Raw genomic sequence first — 16,548 nt, forward strand, 5'->3', positions numbered from 1 at the left:
GGGACGGATCGCCGGCGATGCGAGAGGATGGGTGACGTGTCGAAGCAGAAGGTCTCCGCCGGGATCTCGGACCGGGAGGCCGAGGTGCTGGCTCTGGTCGGGCAGCATCGCAGCAATGCCGAGATCGCGGCCGAGCTGTACATCTCCGTGCGCACCGTGGAAACCCACGTGTCCTCCCTGCTGCGCAAGGTCGGCGTCCCCGACCGGCGGGCGCTGGCGGGCCGCGCGGCCGAGCTGACCAGGGCGGAGCCGACCGGGGAGGCGGCGACCACGCTGCCCGCGCCGCTGACGTCGTTCGTCGGCCGGACCGGCGAGCGCGCGGCGCTGCGGGAGGCCGTCACCGCGCATCGGCAGGTGACCGCGCTCGGGCCCGGCGGCGTCGGCAAGACGCGGCTCGCGCTGGCCGTGGCCGCGGATCTGGCCGGTGCATTCGGCGACGGCGCGTGGTTCGTGGACCTGGTGCCGGTGACCGATCCGGAGATGACCGGCTCCGCGGTGGCCCGCGCGCTCGGACTCGGCGAGCAGCAGGGGCGCAGCCTCGACGATTCGGTGCTGGCGGCCCTCACCGACCGGCACACACTGCTGGTGCTCGACAACTGCGAACATCTGCTCGACGGTGTGGTGCCGTTCGTCGAACGCCTGCTCGCGCACTGCCCGCGAGTGTCCGTGCTGGCCACCAGCCGGGCGCGGCTCATGGTGCCCTTCGAGCAGGTCTACCCGGTGCCGTCGCTGTCGGTGGACGGCGGCACGGCCGATGCCGTCGCGCTGTTCCTGGACCGGGCCGCGGCACTGGGCTCGACCGTGCCCGCGGAGCAGGTGGATCAGGTCTCCGAGGTGTGCCAGCGACTCGACGGGCTGGCGCTGGCCATCGAACTGGCGGCGGCGCGACTGCCCACGCTGGGCCTGGACGGACTGCGCGCCAGCCTCGCCGATCCGCTGCGGCTGCTGGTCGGCGGGCGGCGCGCCGATGAGCGGCACCGGTCCGTGCGGGCCATGCTGGATTGGAGTCAGGCGCTGCTGACGGCCGAGGACCGCTGCCTGCTGCGCCGCATCGCCGTCTTCGTCGCGCCGTTCACCGCCGCCGACGCCGTCGCGGTGGCGGGATACGCACCGCTGGAACCGTTCTCGGTGACCGAGGGGCTGGCGCGGCTGGCCGAGCAGAGCCTGCTGGCAGCCGTGCCCTCCGCACGCGGCACCCGCTACCGGGCGCTGGCGACCATTCGGCAGTACGAGACCGAACAGCTGGTCGAGACCGGCGAGTTGGTGGACGTGCTCGCGCGCCACCTGCGGTGGTGCCTGACGACCGCCGCGGCACTGGACGCGGCCGAGCCGACCGGTGATTGGCGCACCCGCTTCGACGCGGCGGCCGACGATATCCGGGCGGCGCTGGCCTGGGCGGCCGAGCAGGACGATCACCGCGCCGACGCCCACGCCCTGGCCTCGACCCTCGCGCGACTGACCTTCTCCCGCAACCTGATCGGCGAATCGCAACTGCGCTACGAGCAGGCCGCGACCCTCACCGACGACCCGGCCGCCGCGGCGGCGGCACTGCGGCACGCGGCCGAGGTGGCCGGATGCCGGATGCGCGGCGAGGACATGTACCGCCTGTACCGCGCCGCCGCCGACATCGCACGGACCGCCGGAGAGCAGGCCGCGGCGGCCCGTGACCTGGCCACGGCCGCCATCACCGTATTCCGCCTGGCCGACACCTTCTCCGCGCCGCCGCCCCCGACCGAGGCCGCGACCCTGCTGGCCGAGGCACGCACCCTGGGCGGCGACGACCCGGCCGCCGTGGCCGCGGTGGCGCTGGCCGAGTGCGGGGTGCTCGCCCACCTCGACGACGCGATTGCCGACGAGCCGAAAACCGTAGTCCCCAAGGCGGATTCGCCCAGCGAAACGACCGCCCCGGTCATCGGACAGCCACCCGCGACCCCTGCCGTCCGGGCCATCTCGGCCGGCACTACGCCCGCAGCCACCGCTCACGCCGCGAGCGGCCGCACGACACCGCCGACCGACGCGACTCGTCCGATCGTGGGCTCCGCTGCCGAGCCCACGCCCGCCGCGACTCATCCGAACGCTGGGTCCACCGCCGCGGCGGCTGCCGAGCCCGCCGCCGCAGCGATCGTCTTGGCCCGGCGGGCGGTCGAACTGGCGGAGCGGACCGGAGAACCGTTGGCGCACAGCGCCGCTCTCGACGCGCTGGCGGCGGCGCAGTGCTGGGTGGGCGATATATTCGCCGCCGCCGAGACCGCGCGCCGCCGGGTGGAGCTGCTCGCCGAACTGCCGGTGAGTCCGGCCAGCGCACTGGAGCGCGGTAACGCGCTCGCCGAGGCCGCCGAAACCCTGATCGGGGTGGGCGATCTCGCGGCGGCGCGGCGCTGCGGCGAACAGTTGCGCGACCTTCCGCTACTGGCCGAACGCGGCGACTTCGCCACCTCTCGCCTGCTGGTGGCGGACGCGCTGGCGGGCAATCTCGACGAGGTAGTCACCGCCAGTGGGCGATTCCTCGACGCCTGGGAACTCGCCGGGCGACCGCGGGCTCCCCATCTCGCCATCGCGGCGGCCGCGGTGGCGCTGGCGCACGGGCTGCGCGGGGACGACCGGGCTCGGGCCGACTGGCTGGGGATCGTCGACGCCCTCGGCGTCACCGCGGACCAGAACGCCTTCAGCGCCATCGCCGATGCCGTACTGCTGCTCCACCACGGCCGAGCCGAAAAGGCGCTGGCCCGGCTCGCGGCTCCGCCCGAGGAGTTGGATGTGGAGTTCGTCTGGGTGTGGCGGCACTGGTACACGGCGCTGCGCGCGGAGGCCGCGACACTCGCGAACGATCCGAAGTCCGCCGAATACCGCACCGCGGCGGGCACGGTGGTCGCCGGGAACCCCGTTGCCAGCGCCATCGTCGACCGCGCCATCGCACTGCACGACGGCGATCTCGCCCGCCTGTCCGCTATCGCCGCCGCCTTCGAGGCCGCGGCGTGCCCGTACCAGCGCGACCGCACCCGGTCCCTCGGCGGCGAAGCCTGAGCCGGTCAAGGCACTTCACGCCTGGTGGACGGCCGTCGGCAACCTGGTCATTCGCCGCCCTGTCTCCGCGTGGCCGCCGCTCCTAGCGTGATGCGGCATGAGGATTCGTTATCCACAGCTGATCAGGGTCGCGGCGGCGGCCATGTGCGCGGGCCTGCTGGGCGCCGGCGCGGCGGGCGCGGAGCCGCCGTCGCCGGGCGGACCGATGCCGCCCGCCGAGGCACCGGTGGACGGCCCGGCCAATCTCGACGGGCTGACGGTGCGCGTCCGGCCGGACGGCGGCTATCTCACCGGGGTCACCGTGGAATTCGATCGGACCAGCCGCACCGAGAGCGGCGAGAAACCCGCCGCCGCACAGCAGTTCGTCTTCCTGTTCGATCGGTCCGTGCGGATCAACGCGGAGCGGTTCCCCACCTGTGCACGCGCGGTGTTGGCCGCGCGGGGACCGGCGGGGTGCCCGGCCGGTTCGCAGGTCGGGGTGGGCGCGGCGGAGATCTATCCGGATCGGTCCGCGCAGGTGCTGGTGTTCAATACCCGCTACGCGAACGGCGATCGGGGCGTGCTGATCACCATTCCCGCCACCGGCGGCATTCTGGAGAACACCCTCGAGCCGGTGTCCGACGGCTACCGCGCCGACTACGGCGTCGCCCTCGACGAACTCCTCCCCTCGCCCCTGCCCGCCGCGCAGCGCCCCGCCACCACCCGCTTCCGCGTCACCTTCGGCGCGACCCGCACCGACCACACCGGCACCCACAGCTACCTGGAGTCCTTCGCCCTCCCCGGCACACCACTGAAGTTCGCCCTCTGGAGCCACTTCGTCACCGGCCAGATCATCGAACCCACGGCCTACGCACCTCGCCCACTTGGCTGACTCGGTGCTCTTTGTCCAAGACCGCGCAGTATCGATCGCGCACACTGAGGATGTGACGTCGAGCTGGCAGGAGGTGGTGGCGATGGCCCCCTCGTCGCGCCGGACCAGTTGCGCGAACTGATCGACGCGGCGTGGTGGGCGGCGGCTCCGGTTGCGATCCGCCGCCGACGCGAGGCACCCGGAGCCTCAGAGCGAAAGCCCTCGAACGGATACGGGCGGTTCAGAGCTCAGTTCTTGGGCCCGCCCGCGACATAGAGCACCTGTCCGGAGACGAAACCGGCTGCCTCGCCGACGAAGAACGAGACCGCGTTGGCGATGTTGGCGGGCACGCCCGTGCGGGCGACCGGGATCATGGCGGCGTTGGCGGCCTTGAAGTCGTCGAAGTTCATGCCCAGGCGTTCGGCGGTGGCCGCGGTCATCTCCGTCTCGATGAAACCGGGGGCGATGGCATTGGCGGTGATGCCGTACTTGCCGAGTTCGACGGCGAGGGTCTTGGTGAAACCCTGCAGGCCCGCCTTGGCGGCCGAGTAGTTGGCCTGGCCGCGATTGCCGAGCGCGGAGGTGCTGGACAGGTTGACGATGCGGCCGTACTTGGCCTCCACCATGTACTTCTGCACGGCCCGGGTCATCAGGAAGGAGCCGCGCAGATGCACGTTCATGACCGAATCCCAATCGGCCACCGACATTTTGAACAGCAGGTTGTCGCGGGTGATGCCCGCGTTGTTGACCAGGACGGTGGGCGCGCCCAGTTCGTCGGCGACCCGCCGCACGGCGGTCTCGACGGCCTGCTCGTCGCTCACGTCGACGCCGACCGCGAGGGCCTTGCCGCCCGCGGCGACGATCTCGTCCACCACCGGCTTACCGGCGGCCTCGTCCAGATCCAGTACGGCGACGGCGAATCCGTCGGCGGCGAGGCGGCGGGCGGTCTCCGCGCCGATACCGCGGGCAGCTCCCGTCACGATTGCGATGCGCTCGGTCATGGCCCTGAGCTTAGGCGAGGAACCGTGTCACCTGTCCGACGGCTTCCACCGGATGCTCGGCGTGGATCGGCACCCCGAGCGCCTCGAACCGCCACATCCCGTCGACCGGGAACAACCTGCCCATGACGAAGCCCGCGTGCTCGCTGTCGATCAGGTCGTAGCGGGCGAGTTCGGTGCCGCGCACCCCGTCCACCAGGCGGCAGAACGCATTCTCGATCTGGTCGAAAGCCTGGCCGGTATAACAGGTCACCAGGAACAGGACCGTCGTGACCCGGGTGGACAGCCGGGTCAGATCGACGGTGATCACCTCGTTGTCGCCCTTGCCCTCACCGGTCAGGCTGTCGCCGTGGTGCCGCACCGAACCATCCCGCGAGGTCAGCTGTTCGGAGTAGACGACATCGACGATATCGCCGCCGACGAACAGCAGCGCCGCCGCATTGAGGTCGATATTGCGGCCCCGCCCGCCGAACACGCGGCGCTGAGCAGGATCCCATCCCAGCGCCATCTCGATATAGGTCAGCGCCGCCCCGGTCTCATCACGCAGAGTCATCACACGAGCTTGCCAGCAATCAGCGCTTGCGTCCCACGCCACCCGCGATACAGTGCCGAACCGATTCGAGCGGACGCAGCCGGGGGCCGTCCGGCCACCATTCGTCGCACAGCACCACACCGGGATCGACCATCTCCAGACCGTCGAACATGGCGTCGATCTGCGCACGGGTGCGGAAACGTCCACTGCCCATGGGACTGTGGACGAACTTGTCCTCCATCTTGCGCGCCAGTTCGCTGTGCTCCGGTGTCTCCGGATCGAAGAAGTGCGCGATGGCCACATACGAGCCGGACGGCAGCGAATCGACATAGGTGCGCATGAGCGCGCCGGCGTCGTCATCCAGATAGTGGTGCAGGGTGCCGATCTGGAACAGCGCGATCGGCTCGTCGAAATCGAGCTGGGCGCGCACCGTCGGATGATTCATCACATCGAAGGGCCGGAAGATGTCCGCGCCGACGATGGTGGTGTGTGCCGCGCTGTCGAGCAGTGCGCGGGAATGGGTGAGCACCATGGGGTCGTTGTCCACGTACACCACCCGCGCATTCGGGGCGATGCGCTGCACCACCTGGTGGGTGTTCTCCGCCGTCGGCAGCCCGGAACCCAGATCCAGGAATTGCCCGATCCCGGCCTCCCGCGCCAGGAACCGGCATACCCGAATAAGGAAATCCCGGTTGGCCCAAGCCAATTCGGCCACCTGCGGGGCGACCGCGCGCACCTGCTCCAGTACTTCGCGGTCCACCTCGAAGTTGTCCTTGCCACCCAGCGCGGCATCATAGACTCGCGCGATACTCGCGCGGGTGATGTCCACCCCGACCGGCGCCGCGCTCGGATAGGCGGCGAAGTGTTGGGACATCGCGAACTCCTCGCGTCGGGTTCGGCATCGACACGAAGATTTTCCCGCATTTCGCACATTCTGTGGGCAATACGGCCTTACCTATCTGCGACGTTCCCCGTCGCGGCGCGGCCGCACGCGCTCGAGCTGGGCGGACGCCATATGGCGAACGCTAATTCCGATACGGATTCTGCAACAGGTGGTCCACCACACGGCGACCGACGGTGTACTGATTCTCCAGCGCCAGAGCGAAACCCGGCCCGGAGTGGTCCAGATGCGCGACCACGGACTGGCCGGGGAAGGGCTGGTCGAAGTTGCTCACGGTTCGCAGTGACAGGTAGCGGTCGAGGTAGCCGAAACCGTTCAGGGCCGTCGCGGTGGCGTTGTCCTCCATCTGGGTGGTGCAGTAGACGCCCTCGCCCTTGCTGCGCACGCCCATGATGTGGCGCGCGGTATCGGAGGGGACCTTCCCGGAGAAGTAGTCGTCGCCGGTCATGGTGTCGCAGATTCGCACATCCGGGGTGCGCCCGGCCTGGCCCGGGTACTGCGCGCGTTCGGCGGCGGCCTCCGGGCTGTCGGCGAGCGTGGCCTCGCGGGTGAGTTCGTAGGCGGTGTCCACGAGCGCGTCGTCGAGCCGGTAGGCGGCGGTGTTGTAGTCCTCCACCGGACGGAATCCGAACGGCACCTCGGGGGCTTCGGCGGGATCGAGGTGATTGCCGAGGTCGAAGTCGACCACCCAGCGGGCCCAGGACGCGGAGCCGAGCGTGCCCTGATCCGGTGGCGTACCGGCGATTCCGGCGGTCAGGAACCAGGCGTGTGAGAAGTCGAATTTCGGGCTGCTCAGAATGGCGGTCATGGTGGTGGCCGCATTGGATTTGCCCTGGCCGGTCTCGGCCACGCACAGACCGTCGCCGTTGCACTTGACCGGTTTGTACGCGCCGGGCACCTCCACCGTGGTGGGCAGCTGCTCGCGCCGCAGCCACACCTCGGATTCCGGGTCGAACATGGTGATGACCAGGACGCCGACCTCGAGCCGGTCGGGGCCGTCCTCGGTTCCGGAGCAGCCGGTCAGGGCCAGCGCGGCCACGCCGAGGGCGATGGCGAACTTTCGGCAACGGTGCGTCATCGGGTCAGCATAAGCACACCGGGGTGCGGTGGCCGGGCACGCCACCGCACCGAATCCGGGTCAGACGTGTTCGGTTTCGCGCACCTCGTGCTGGCCGCCGGAGCCCCAACCCACATGGGCCTCGGCGCGCATGCGGTCGACCATGTGCGGGTAGTGCAGCTCGAACGCCGGACGCTCGGAGCGGATGCGGGGCAGCTCGTAGAAGTTGTGCCGCGGCGGCGGGCATGCGGTCGCCCACTCCAGCGAATTGCCGTAGCCCCACGGATCGTCCACGGTCACCACCTCGCCGTAGCGGTAGGACTTGAAGACATTCCACGCGAACGGCAGCACCGACGCGCCGAGGATGAACGATCCGATGGTGGACACGGTGTTCAGCGTGGTGAATCCGTCCATCGGCAGATAGTCGGCGTAGCGGCGCGGCATGCCCTCGTTGCCCAGCCAGTGCTGCACCAGGAAGGTGGCGTGGAAGCCCACGAAGGTGGTCCAGAAGTGCCACTTGCCCAGGCGCTCGTCCAGCATGCGACCGGTCATCTTCGGGAACCAGAAGTAGATGCCCGCGTAGGTGGCGAAGGCGATGGTGCCGAAGAGCACGTAGTGGAAGTGCGCCACCACGAAATAGGTGTCGGAGACGTGGAAGTCCAGCGGCGGGCTGGCGAGCAGCACGCCGGACAGGCCGCCGAAGAGGAACGTGACGATGAAGCCGACCGCGAACAGCATCGGTGTCTCGAAGGTCAACTGCCCCTTCCACATGGTGCCGATCCAGTTGAAGAACTTCACACCGGTCGGCACCGCGATCAGGAAGGTCATGAACGAGAAGAACGGCAGCAGCACCGCGCCGGTGGCGTACATGTGGTGCGCCCACACCGCCACCGACAGCGCCGCGATGGCGATGGTCGCGTAGATCAGCGTGGTGTAGCCGAAGACCGGCTTGCGGCTGAACACCGGGATGACCTCGGAGATGATGCCGAAGAACGGCAGCGCGATGATGTACACCTCGGGGTGCCCGAAGAACCAGAACAGATGCTGGTAGAGGATGGTGCCGCCGGAGGCCGGATCATAGATGTGCCCGCCCAGGTGCCGGTCGTAGTACAGCGCCAGCAGGGCCGCGGTGAGCAGCGGGAAGGCCAGCAGCACCAGGATGCTCGTGACCGCGATGGTCCAGGTGAACACCGGCATCCGGAACATCGTCATGCCCGGGCAGCGCAGGCAGACCACCGTGGTGAGCATATTGACGCCGCCCAGGATGGTGCCCAGGCCGGAGACGCCCAGACCCAGGATCCACAGGTCCGCGCCGACGCCGGGCGAGTGCACGATGTCCGAGAGCGGGGTGTAGGCGGTCCAGCCGAAGTCGGCCGCGCCACCCGGCGTGATGAATCCGGCCGTGGCCATGGTCGCGCCGAACAGGTACAGCCAGTAGCTGAAGGCGTTCAGGCGCGGGAAGGCGACGTCGGGTGCGCCGATCTGCAGCGGCAGGATGATGTTGGCGAAGCCGAACACGATCGCGGTCGCGTAGAACAGCAGCATGATGGTGCCGTGCATGGTGAACAGCTGATTGAACTGTTCCGCCGACAGGAACTGCATGCCCGGCCGGGCCAGCTCGGCGCGCATCAGCAGCGCCATCAGCCCGCCGATCAGGAAGAACGAGATGGCGGTGAACAGGTACATCTGACCGAGCGTCTTCGGATCGGTCGTGGTGACCGCGTCACGCAGGAACCCGCCCTTCGGCCTGCCACGCCGGGGGAACGGCCGGGCGGCCTCGAGGTTCTGTTCGGGTTTTGGAGCTACGGCAGTCACGCACATCCTCCTCGGGAGGGTATTCGTTGCGAACGATCCGATCGGCACCACAGCAAACGCGGGCACAGCGTACCCACAGCAAATAGATCTTCGCGGAAAACACTCCGATTCGGAAGAAAAGCAACCGAACTGGAAGAAAGAGCCCCACGGCGGCCGATGCCGCGCGCGACGGCGCGGCACCGGCGCCGGGCGCTCAGGCGCTGAGGGGGCGCTGGAGGCGGTTCTCCGTGAAGCGGTCGGCGAGGAAGGAGAAGGCCCGGGGCGCGAAGCCGAAGGCCCCGGTGAGGTGTTCGAGCCGGGGCATGGTGTGCATGGTGACGTCCACACCGAGCTCACGCCAGTCCGCGTAGAGGTTGGCGGTCTGGCTGAACGGGACGATCTGCTCCCCCGTCCCCGCGCCGAGCAGGATCGGCGTGGCGGGCGGAATGGAACCCAGGCGGTTCTCACGCACCCGGGCGAGCACCTCCGGCACCTCGAGCGGGTGGCGGTGCACGAAACGCGCCGACTGGGTGGGCAGCACCGCGCCGTAGGCCATGCCGAACGCGAAACCGGGAACCACGTGGGCGCGGCGCAGCACCGCGGCCAGCATCCGGGCCGAGGGCTTGAGGTGGGAGAGCACCTCGAGTTCGGGGTAGGCGGCGTCGATGCCCATGACCGCCCAGAACAGCAGGAAGGCGAACAGCTTTCCGTCGTGCGCCTCGAACATGCCCTCCAGATCGGCGGGCGGCGACCCCACCGCGCCGCCGACCAGCGGCAGATCGGGCGCGTAGCTGGGCTGCAATTGCAGCGCCCAGCCCGCCGCGCAGCCGCCCTCGGAGTAGCCGCAGATGGCGAGCGGACCGTCCGGATCCAGCTCCGCGTCGGCCAGCTGCCGGGCCGCCCGCATGCTGTCCAGCACCGACGGTCCCAGCGCCCGCCCCATCACGTACGGATGGGTGCCGTCGCTGCCGAGCCCGGGATAGTCGGTGATGGCCACGGCCCACCCGCGCCGCAGCGCCTGCGCGATGAACAGCGATTCGTACTCCAGACCGCGGCTCAGCTGCCACGATGCGGCGGCCACGAAATCGGCCAGGCCCTGGGTGCCGACCGCGTAGCCGATCAGCGGCCGCGGCCCGTCGGCGTGCGGGGTCCGCGGCACCAGCACGGTCCCGGTGACCTCGATGGGTGCGCCCTGCGCATTGGTCGACGTGTAGCGGATGTGCCAGGCGCGGGCTCGATGCCGCAGTCCGGGAAGCAGATACGCTTTCATCCGCCGCGCCTCGAGCAGTCGCCCGGGCGAATGCTGGTGCGCGGTGACATCGGAGGAGCTCGGGAACGCGGTCATCGTCGATCCGCCTTTCACATCCCGGGCAGGCATGTTCCCCATGGCCTACCCGCCGTACTGCTGTCGCAAGGCCGCGCGGTCGATCTTGCCGGCGGCATTGCGGGGAATCTCCCCCGTGATCATGATGTCACGGGGTCGTTCGAAACGAGAGACGTTGGGATACAGATACTCTCGCAATCGGGTGACGGACGGTGACGATCCGGTCGCGGCCACGACATACGCCACCAGCCGCTGACCGTATTCCTCGTCGTCCACACCCATGACCGCCACATCCGATACATCGGGATGTGCGGCCAAAACGTTCTCCACGACTTGGGGATACACGTTCTCCCCACCGGAGACGATCATGTCGTCGGAGCGCCCGACCACGAACAGCCGCCCCACGGCATCGAATCGCCCCAGGTCACCGGAGTCGATGAGACCGGCCACCCGCTGCTTGTCGTGCCCGCTGGAATAGCCGGAGAACCCCTGTGCGCCACCGACGCAGATGCGCCCCGTGCGGCCCGCCGGGACGGGACGACCGGCGGTGTCGAGCACCGCCACCGCGGTACCCGCCACCGGTCTGCCCACGGTGCCGGGCGCGGCCCGCAGCTCCGCGGGCGTGGCCAGCGCGGCGATGCCGATCTCGGAGGAGCCGTAGCCGTTGCACAGGACCTCACCGAAGTCGTCCATGAACCGGTGCGCGAGCGCGGGAGTCAGCGGGGCGGCACCGCACAGCACGGCGGCGAGCGAGGAGGTGTCGTATCGCTCGCGCACCTCCGTCGGCAGGTCCAGCACCCGCCGCAGCATGACCGGAACGACCGCCCAGGCGTCGGCGCGCCGGGCGGCGGTGGCGGCCAGCGCCGCCTCCGGATCGAATCCGCGGCGCAGCACCAGCGTTCCGCCCAACAGCAGCCCGAGCGCCAGCACGGCCAACCCGAAACCGTGGAACAACGGAATCCCGACCACGATGGTGGTACCGCTGCGCAAACCCAGTCGATACAGCGCGCTCAGCCCCGGGCCGAGGAAGGACCGCACCGACGGCCGCCGCGGCACACCCTTGGGCGCGCCCGTTGTCCCGGAGGTCAGAATGACGATGCGGCCCGGCCGAACCCGCCCCGGTGCCGGATACCCCAACCGGATCACCCCCTCGAGGCTCCGCTCCGCCCCGCCCGCACGAACTCGGCCCGGATCCGCACCATCGCGCCCGGACCGGACGCTCTCGCCCACGCCCACCCCTTCGACGCCCACAGGCCCGCCCGCTCCACCGGCACCCGAACGCTCGCTGGAACCGCCGACCCCCGCGCGCTCGCCAGCCCTACCGGCATCCGAATGCACGCCAGCCCTACCAGCATCCGGATGCTCGCCATGGCGGCTGGCATCCGCGTCCGAGCCGGTCCGGCCACTCCCGGGACTGCCGACGGACGGCGCGTCGTCTCGCGCGGGCCGCGAACGATCGCCGCCCCGGTCGACCTCCCCGCACTCGCCATATCTTCCGGCATCCACACGCTCGCCAAGGCGGCTGGCATCCGCATCCGAGCCGGTCCGGCCGACACCCCCGGGCCCGCCGACGGACCGCGTCTTCTCATGCGCGGGCCGCGAACGATCGCCGACTTGTCCGACCTCCTCGGGCTCGCTGAGGCGTGGCTCGTTTCCGCGGGCGGGTCGGGGGTGATCGCCGTCCGCTCCGGTCAGGATCGGGCCGGAATAGTCTGCGGCGCGGACCTTCTCGATGAACTCCGCGTCGCAGACCAGGACCGAGGCGCGTTGCTCGGCCAGGGTGCGGCGCAGCGCCTCGGTGTGGAATTCGGTATTGCACAGCACCATATCCGCGCCGCAGAGCGCGGCGGCCAACGCCGCCTCCACGAAGGACCGGCCGTTGCGGCACAGCACCAGGACCGAATCGCCGTGCCCGACGCCGTATTCGGTGTGCAATCCACCCGCGAGGGCTCGCACCCGGTGGTGCAGCGTCGCGAAGGTGAGCGGGCTGCGCTCGTCCACCAGGGCGATGCGGTGCGGCCAGCGGGCGGCGGCGACGCTGAGCAGGGTGGCGATATTCGGACCGCGCCACACCGCACCGGCCAGCCGCGCCAGGGCGGGCGGGCTCACCGGGGCCAGGATGCCGGACCGGGTGAGCGCGGCGGCGACCTCGCGCAGCGGCGCGGTCACGACGACTTCCCCAGTGCCGCATCGGTATCGCGGGTGCACCGGACCCAGCCCCGCATCAGCAGGTCCATCGCACCCGGCGCGGCGGCCGAGGCCACCCCGGCGGGCCACACCCACCACGGCTCGATATCGCGCGGCCGTCGCACGATGGCCCGCGCCACGATCTGCGCGGCCTCGTCCGGGAACAGGCCCGGCAGCGCGCGCATGATCGGCGTGGGCGCGCTCATGCGGGTGTAGATGAGCGCCATGTAGATGGTGGTGACGGTGACCCCGTCGCGCCGGATCTCCGGGCTCACGCTGCGCAACCAGGTGTCGAAGGCCCCCTTCGACGCCTGATAGGCACCCCAGCGCGGGCCGGGTGCGATGCGCACGCCGATGGTGGAGACGTTCACGATGTGCCCGCCGCCGCGCTCCCGCATGGCGGGCAGCAACCCCAGCAGCAACCCGATCGGGCCCAGGTAGTTGATGTCGATGGTGCGTTCGAAGTCGTGGAATCGGTCGTATTGCAGGTGCAGGGAGCGGCGCAGCGATTTGCCCGCGTTGTTGACGATCACGTCCAGCGCGCCGTGCCGCTCGGTGATCGTCTTGGCCAGCTCCGCCACCGCGGTCTCGTCGGACAGGTCGGCCGGATAGGCGACGGCCCGGCCGCCCGCGGCCTCGATCTCGGCGGCGAGGGCTTCCAATCGGTCGGCGGTGCGGGCGACCAGCAGCACCGTGGCACCGGCCGTGCCGAGCAGTCGCGCGGTGGCCGCGCCCAAACCGTAGGACGCGCCGGTGACCAGCACCGTCCGCCCGGACACCGCCGCGCGCAAGGCCGACGCGTCCCGCAGCCGCGGCGGGTTCACCACCCGGTCGGCCGCGCCGCGGGCGGTGTGGACGACGGTGTCCCACAGGCTCATCGCTTCTCCTCGACGACGCGCTCCGCCGCCACACCGGCGAGCCCGACGGCGAGGGTGCGCGCGGCGAACCGCACCAGCTCCTCCCAGCCGTAGGCGTGCAGGTACTGGCGGACGCTGGTGAAGTGATCGGCCAGACCGTTGATGGAGGACCACAGCAGCACCAGCGCCGGGCCGAATTCGTCCTCGGGGGTGTCGTGGCCGCTGAGCCGCACCACCGCCTGGCGGGTCACGGCGAGCACCCGTCCCGCCGCGGCGGCCAGCACGCCGCCCACCTCCGGGTCCAGGTCGACCTCCCCGGCGAGCACGCTCCAGACGTTCAGTTCCCGCCCGTACACCCGGTAGACCTCGAGGTATTCGGTGGCCACGGCGACATAAAGGTTCTCGGCGTCGTCCGCGACGGCGCAGACGGGTTCGATGGCGTCGGCGAATTCGTGCAGGCGCTGCGCGTAGAGCGCCGCGTACAGCGCTTCCTTGGTGGCGAAGTAGGTGTACACCGTGCCGGGGCTGATGCCCGCCCCCTTGGCCACGTCCCGCATCTGCAGGGCCCCGAAGCCGTGCTCGATCAGCAGGGCGCGCCCGGCGTCGAGAATGTCGCGCCGACGAGCGTCGCGGTCACCCCACTTGGCCATGCGAACTCCATTTTTGAACACGGTTCATATTGAACAAGGTTCAGAATGCCCGTAACCCCGGTTTACGTCAACCCCCGCGCCGGGGGCCGGTCCGCCCGTGCTCACCGGAAATTCTCATATTCCTTGTCGGGCAAGGAATTACCATTGGATTCGTGCACAGCACACTGGAGGCGGCACGCCGTCATCTGCTCGGAGTGGATCCGGACGCACTACTGCATTCGCGCAACCGGCTCGCCGAAACCGGAATCGCGCGTCTGGGATTTCTGCTGCCCCATCGCGTCAAGCGGGCACTGGCGGCGGAGGCGCTGGCCCTCGTCGAACACCATCGGCAATGGGGCGAGCAGCTGCCGATCGAGTCGGCGCCGCCGTCGCACGGCATCGACATCCCGCCGCGGACCATCGACGCGCACGCCGTGCTGATCCCACAGCTCTACGACTGTGATGCGTTGCGGCACAACCTTTCCGTGGTGGCGGCCGAGACGGTGCTGCCCCGCCCGGACCCGCCCCGCTACGCGATCGTCCGGCGGCATCACGACGCGCCCTGCCAATGGCATTGGGACGACTACTCTTTCGCCTTCGTACTGGTGGTGGAATGTCCACCGCTGGCGGAGGGCGGATTCGTCCAGACCGTGGCGCACACCCGCCGCTCCCACTACCGCGAGGACATTCATCGCACGCTCACGCGAAATCCCATTCGCTCCTGGGAATTGCAGCCCGGCGATCTGTATTTCATGCGCACCGCCAGCACCCTGCACCGCGTGTACCCCTTCGAGCACGGCCACCGCACCATCGTCAGCATGAGCTTCGCGGCGCGCGGGGATCCGGAGCGGGAACGCACCGCGCGGGCGAACGCCGATCGCGTCCCCGACACGCCCGGACCAGGTTTGATCACGGGTGAAGCGGCTATGACGAATCAAGTACCGTGATAGCCTCGTTCACTGATACGCAGCGGGGGGCAGTGTCGCCGAACCGTATATACCTGGGCAGCATCTGCCCCACCGGCACAGGCGATGACACATGGATCTTCTCAACCCCATCGACGCGATCTTCCTGGGCATCGAATCCCGTGAGCACCCCATGCACGTGGGCGGCCTGCAGCTGTTCGAACCGCCCGCCGACGCCGGGCCGACCTTCACCCGTGACGTCTTCCGCCGGATGACCTCGGCCACCGACGTGCGCACCCGCTTCCGTCGCCATCCCAGCCGCGGGCTGTTCGGCGGATTCTCCAGCGTGTCCTGGCATCAGGCCGACGAGGTGGACCTGAGCTACCACCTGCGGCGCTCGGCCCTGCCCGCACCCGGCGGCATGTCCGAACTGCTGGACCTGACCGCCCGCCTGCACGGCCAACTGCTGGACCGGCACCGCCCGCTCTGGGAGGCGCGGCTCATCGAGGGGCTCGACGACGGCCGCTTCGCCGTCTACATCAAGATCCACCACGCCCTCATCGACGGCGTCTCCGCCATGCGCCTGCTGCAGCGCACCCTCACCGACGATCCGCTCGATACCGAACTGCGGGTGCCGTGGACCATGGGCGCTCCGGCCCGACCGCACACCGAACCGGTGAGCCCGTGGCAGCAACTGCGAAAAGCGCTGCCGCGCACGGTATCCAGCGCCCGCGCCGCAGTGGGCCCGCTGCGCGGCGTGCTCGACGGCCGCCTGGAACTGCCCATGACCGCGCCGCCCACCATGTTCAACGTGCCCATCGGCGGAGCGCGCCGGATCGCGGTGCGGTCGTGGCCGATGGAGCGGATCAACGCGGTGCGCACCGCCACCGGCGCCACGGTCAACGACGTGGTGCTGGCCATGAGCTCCGCCGCGCTGCGCGAATACCTCATGGACCACGACGCGCTGCCCGACCAGCCGCTCATCGCCATGGTGCCGGTGAACATCCGCACCGAGGCCGAGACCGACGGCAATATCGTGGCGGCCTGCCTGTGCAACCTCGGCACGAATATCGCGGACCCGGTCGCCCGCCTGGAAACCATCAGCACCTCCATGCGCGACGCCAAGCAGATCTTCACCCAGCTCCCGCAGTTGGAGGCCATCGCGCTGTCGGCCCTGCTGATGGCGCCGCTCGGCGTCTCCCTGCTCCCCGGCTTCGACGCCCTGCCCCGGATGCCGTTCAATCTGGTGATCTCCAACGTCCCGGGTCCGCGCACCCCGGTGTACTTCCAGGGCGCGCGCCTCGACGCCAACTACCCGCTCTCGATCCCCTTCGAGAGCCAGGCCATGAACATCACCCTCAACACCAATGGCGACAACCTCGATTTCGGCATCGTCGGCTGCCGCCGCATCCCCCATCTGGACCGACTGCCCGAACACCTGGAAAGCGGCCTGGCCGAACTCGAGAAGGCGGTGGCCTGACCCGGCGGGC

13 protein-coding genes are annotated in these 16,548 nt (G+C 69.9%); 4 read left to right on the top strand and 9 right to left on the bottom strand.

Annotated elements, in window-relative coordinates:
* Window positions 1–36 precede the first annotated feature (36 nt).
* Together FOH10_RS27450 and FOH10_RS27455 are read left to right on the top strand one after the other, a co-directional pair.
* Window positions 37–3,024, top strand: coding sequence for an ATP-binding protein (locus tag FOH10_RS27450; protein WP_244961397.1), 2,988 nt, complete (start codon window positions 37–39; stop codon window positions 3,022–3,024).
* A gap of 97 nt (window positions 3,025–3,121) precedes the next feature.
* On the top strand, window positions 3,122–3,895 hold the full coding sequence (locus tag FOH10_RS27455; protein WP_221937885.1) for a hypothetical protein: 774 nt from the start codon (window positions 3,122–3,124) through the stop codon (window positions 3,893–3,895).
* 227 nt (window positions 3,896–4,122) lie between these two features.
* Here FOH10_RS27455 and fabG read toward each other — a convergent pair whose 3' ends face one another.
* From fabG to FOH10_RS27500, 9 genes are all read right to left on the bottom strand, one after another.
* Window positions 4,123–4,875 (bottom strand): 3-oxoacyl-ACP reductase FabG, encoded by a 753-nt coding sequence (gene fabG / locus FOH10_RS27460; protein ID WP_143982881.1) that lies wholly within the window; start codon window positions 4,873–4,875, stop codon window positions 4,123–4,125.
* A 10-nt stretch (window positions 4,876–4,885) separates the two neighbouring features.
* The gene (locus tag FOH10_RS27465) at window positions 4,886–5,425 is read right to left on the bottom strand and encodes a TerD family protein (RefSeq protein ID WP_143982882.1); all 540 of its coding nucleotides are present in this window, start codon (window positions 5,423–5,425) and stop codon (window positions 4,886–4,888) included.
* Between the two features lie 19 nt (window positions 5,426–5,444).
* A complete protein-coding gene (locus tag FOH10_RS27470; protein ID WP_143982883.1) occupies window positions 5,445–6,278 on the bottom strand; it encodes an SAM-dependent methyltransferase in 834 nt (277 codons plus the stop codon).
* Window positions 6,279–6,429: 151 nt separating this feature from the next.
* Window positions 6,430–7,383, bottom strand: a complete 954-nt coding sequence (locus FOH10_RS27475) for a purine-nucleoside phosphorylase (protein ID WP_143982884.1) — start codon at window positions 7,381–7,383, stop codon at window positions 6,430–6,432.
* A gap of 60 nt (window positions 7,384–7,443) precedes the next feature.
* Window positions 7,444–9,177: an aa3-type cytochrome oxidase subunit I gene (gene ctaD, locus FOH10_RS27480; RefSeq protein ID WP_043601416.1), complete on the bottom strand. Its 1,734-nt coding sequence runs from the start codon at window positions 9,175–9,177 to the stop codon at window positions 7,444–7,446.
* 193 nt (window positions 9,178–9,370) lie between these two features.
* On the bottom strand, window positions 9,371–10,501 hold the full coding sequence (locus tag FOH10_RS27485; RefSeq protein ID WP_043601358.1) for a lipase family protein: 1,131 nt from the start codon (window positions 10,499–10,501) through the stop codon (window positions 9,371–9,373).
* Window positions 10,502–10,546: 45 nt separating this feature from the next.
* The gene (locus FOH10_RS27490; RefSeq protein ID WP_186000608.1) at window positions 10,547–12,649 is read right to left on the bottom strand and encodes an AMP-binding protein; all 2,103 of its coding nucleotides are present in this window, start codon (window positions 12,647–12,649) and stop codon (window positions 10,547–10,549) included.
* Window positions 12,646–13,545, bottom strand: coding sequence for an SDR family NAD(P)-dependent oxidoreductase (locus tag FOH10_RS27495; protein WP_143982886.1), 900 nt, complete (start codon window positions 13,543–13,545; stop codon window positions 12,646–12,648). Before FOH10_RS27495 ends, FOH10_RS27490 begins: the two co-directional genes overlap by 4 nt.
* Window positions 13,542–14,174, bottom strand: a complete 633-nt coding sequence (locus tag FOH10_RS27500; protein ID WP_039809420.1) for a TetR/AcrR family transcriptional regulator — start codon at window positions 14,172–14,174, stop codon at window positions 13,542–13,544. Before FOH10_RS27500 ends, FOH10_RS27495 begins: the two co-directional genes overlap by 4 nt.
* Window positions 14,175–14,326: 152 nt before the next feature.
* Here FOH10_RS27500 and FOH10_RS27505 point away from each other — a divergent pair, with 152 nt between their 5' ends.
* Together FOH10_RS27505 and FOH10_RS27510 are read left to right on the top strand one after the other, a co-directional pair.
* On the top strand, window positions 14,327–15,100 hold the full coding sequence (locus FOH10_RS27505) for a HalD/BesD family halogenase (RefSeq protein ID WP_143982887.1): 774 nt from the start codon (window positions 14,327–14,329) through the stop codon (window positions 15,098–15,100).
* 91 nt (window positions 15,101–15,191) lie between these two features.
* On the top strand, window positions 15,192–16,538 hold the full coding sequence (locus FOH10_RS27510) for a WS/DGAT/MGAT family O-acyltransferase (protein ID WP_143982888.1): 1,347 nt from the start codon (window positions 15,192–15,194) through the stop codon (window positions 16,536–16,538).
* Window positions 16,539–16,548 lie beyond the last annotated feature (10 nt).

It is taken from the genome of Nocardia otitidiscaviarum, assembly GCF_007362295.1.
GTDB lineage: Bacteria > Actinomycetota > Actinomycetes > Mycobacteriales > Mycobacteriaceae > Nocardia > Nocardia otitidiscaviarum.

What these genes read in the sequence shown, in the direction of transcription:
- FOH10_RS27455 (WP_221937885.1), top strand. Translation starts at nt 3,122, where the DNA reads ATGAGGATTCGTTATCCACAGCTGATCAGGGTCGCGGCGGCGGCCATG.
- fabG (WP_143982881.1), bottom strand. Translation starts at nt 4,875, where the DNA reads ATGACCGAGCGCATCGCAATCGTGACGGGAGCTGCCCGCGGTATCGGC.
- FOH10_RS27465 (WP_143982882.1), bottom strand. Translation starts at nt 5,425, where the DNA reads ATGACTCTGCGTGATGAGACCGGGGCGGCGCTGACCTATATCGAGATG.
- FOH10_RS27470 (WP_143982883.1), bottom strand. Translation starts at nt 6,278, where the DNA reads ATGTCCCAACACTTCGCCGCCTATCCGAGCGCGGCGCCGGTCGGGGTG.
- FOH10_RS27475 (WP_143982884.1), bottom strand. Translation starts at nt 7,383, where the DNA reads ATGACGCACCGTTGCCGAAAGTTCGCCATCGCCCTCGGCGTGGCCGCG.
- FOH10_RS27485 (WP_043601358.1), bottom strand. Translation starts at nt 10,501, where the DNA reads ATGACCGCGTTCCCGAGCTCCTCCGATGTCACCGCGCACCAGCATTCG.
- FOH10_RS27495 (WP_143982886.1), bottom strand. Translation starts at nt 13,545, where the DNA reads ATGAGCCTGTGGGACACCGTCGTCCACACCGCCCGCGGCGCGGCCGAC.
- FOH10_RS27500 (WP_039809420.1), bottom strand. Translation starts at nt 14,174, where the DNA reads ATGGCCAAGTGGGGTGACCGCGACGCTCGTCGGCGCGACATTCTCGAC.
- FOH10_RS27510 (WP_143982888.1), top strand. Translation starts at nt 15,192, where the DNA reads ATGGATCTTCTCAACCCCATCGACGCGATCTTCCTGGGCATCGAATCC.